Annotated in this window: 2 protein-coding genes; one reads left to right on the plus strand and one right to left on the minus strand. The window is 63.1% G+C overall.

The genetic code is table 11. The features are described 5' to 3' along the window. On the minus strand, window positions 1-730 hold a 730-nt coding region (locus AC16XC_RS07625; protein ID WP_484034049.1), incomplete at its 3' end, for a rod shape-determining protein. 183 nt (window positions 731-913) lie between these two features. Between AC16XC_RS07625 and mutL the strand changes: the two genes are divergently transcribed. Then, the coding region (mutL, locus tag AC16XC_RS07630; protein ID WP_484034050.1) for a DNA mismatch repair endonuclease MutL at window positions 914-2,097 on the plus strand (1,184 nt) is incomplete at its 3' end.

The following is a 2,097-nucleotide window of genomic DNA, read 5'->3' on the forward strand; positions in this document are numbered from 1 at the left end:
GGTCGCGGCCCTTGATCTGGATCGTCTCGCCGAATCCGTCTTCGGGAACCACCGCGATACCGTAATCCTTCTTGATCCGCTCGGCGGTCGCGTCGCCGATCAGCAAATTGTGATGCCTGCGGACATAGGAGACGATTGCCTCGTCCATCTTGTCGCCGCCGGTGCGCACGCTGGTGGTGTAGGCAAGGCCGCGCAGAGAGAGGACGGCTACCTCGGTCGTCCCGCCGCCGATATCGACCACCATCGAACCGACCGGTTCGGTGACTGGCATGTCGGCGCCGATCGCCGCGGCCATCGGTTCGAGGATCAGCGACACTTCGGACGCGCCGGCGTTGGATGCGGCATCGCGGATCGCGCGGCGCTCGACCGAGGTCGAACCCGACGGCACGCAGACGACGATCTCGGGATAGCGCAGCAGGCTCTTCTTGCCGTGGACCTTCTGGATGAAGTGCTTGATCATCGCTTCGGCGATCTCGATGTCGGCGATCACCCCGTCGCGCAGCGGGCGGATAGCCTCGATCGAATCCGGGGTTTTGCCCATCATCATCTTGGCGTCGTCGCCCACGGCCTTGACCCGCTTGATCCCGTTTATCGTTTCGATGGCAACGACCGAAGGCTCGTTGAGAACGATTCCTCGATCCTGGACATAGACCAGCGTATTGGCCGTCCCGAGGTCAATGGCCATGTTTTGCGAACCGAATTTGAACAAATTTGAAAAGAAGGAACCCATCCTAATGTCCGTTGTTTTTAGGCGTTTGCCGCGAATTGTTGCGAAGGGTGTCGCCGGAATGTGACACTGCTGGCAGGTGCTTAACGCAAGGTTCCTAATAAGGCCAAAAAATTGTGAGGAAAGCCGCAGATTTTTGCCGCAACTCGCCTCGAATTCGTGGCGATTGGTCGCTAGGCTGTGGCCATGCCGGAAATTCGCCGCCTGCCCGAGACACTGGTCAACCGCATTGCCGCGGGCGAAGTGGTCGAGCGCCCGGCATCGGCGCTCAAGGAACTGGTTGAAAACGCCATCGATGCGGGTGCTTCGCGGATTGCGATAGCGATCGAGGAGGGCGGGCTGGCGCGGATCGAAGTGACCGACGATGGCTGCGGCATGTCGCCGGAGGACATGGCGCTGGCGCTCGAACGCCATGCGACGTCGAAACTGCCCGAGAGTCTCGTCGGGGAAGATGGGGCGATCGAACAGGTTGCGACCCTCGGATTTCGTGGCGAGGCCTTGCCCAGCATTGCCAGCGTTGCGCGGTTGACGCTCGAAAGTCGCGTTCGAGGAGCCGAACAAGGCTGGCGGCGCGTGGTCGATCACGGTGTGCTGGTCGAGGAAGGACCTGCGGCGCTGCCGCCGGGCACCCGGGTGCGGATCGAGCAGCTGTTTGCGAAAGTGCCGGCAAGGCGGAAGTTCCTCCGAACGCCGCGCAGCGAATATGCCGCGTGCCACGATGTCGTCCGGCGCCTCGCAATGGCACGGCCGGACATTGATTTCAGCTTCGAACAGGGCGGGCGAACGATCCTCAAGGTGCAGGGCGGTCAATCGACAGAAACGAGGGTGGCCGGGATCATCGCACGCGAACTGGCGGATAACGGCGTGTCGATCGCCTTCGAGCGCGACGCGCTGCGGCTTACCGGGATCGCGGGCCTTCCGACCTTCAATCGCGGGGTGGCAGATCACCAGTATTTGTTCGTCAACGGCCGCCCGGTGAAGGACCGGCTGCTGACCGGAGCGGTGCGCGGAGCCTATGCCGACATGCTGGCGCGCGATCGCCATGCGGTGCTGGCGCTGTTCCTCGAGCTCCCGCCCGGGGAAGTCGACGTCAATGTCCATCCGGCGAAGACCGAAGTCCGCTTCCGCGATGCGCAGGGAGTGCGGGGGTTTATCGTTTCTGGGTTGCGGCAGGCGCTCGCCACCGGCGATCGGCGCAGCGCGCAAGGGCCAGATCGTGCAGCGATGGATCGCTGGCAGCAGGAGCCCGTGCAGGAAGAAATTGCCCCGGCACTGCGCTCGATCTTTGCTGGCCGAGATTGGAGCGCTCCGAAGAATCGCGTCAGCGAAGTCGGCAGGGCGTGGAAGGCGTATGAGCGCGAGGCAATGGC

It is taken from the genome of Candidatus Andeanibacterium sp., from assembly GCF_057143545.1.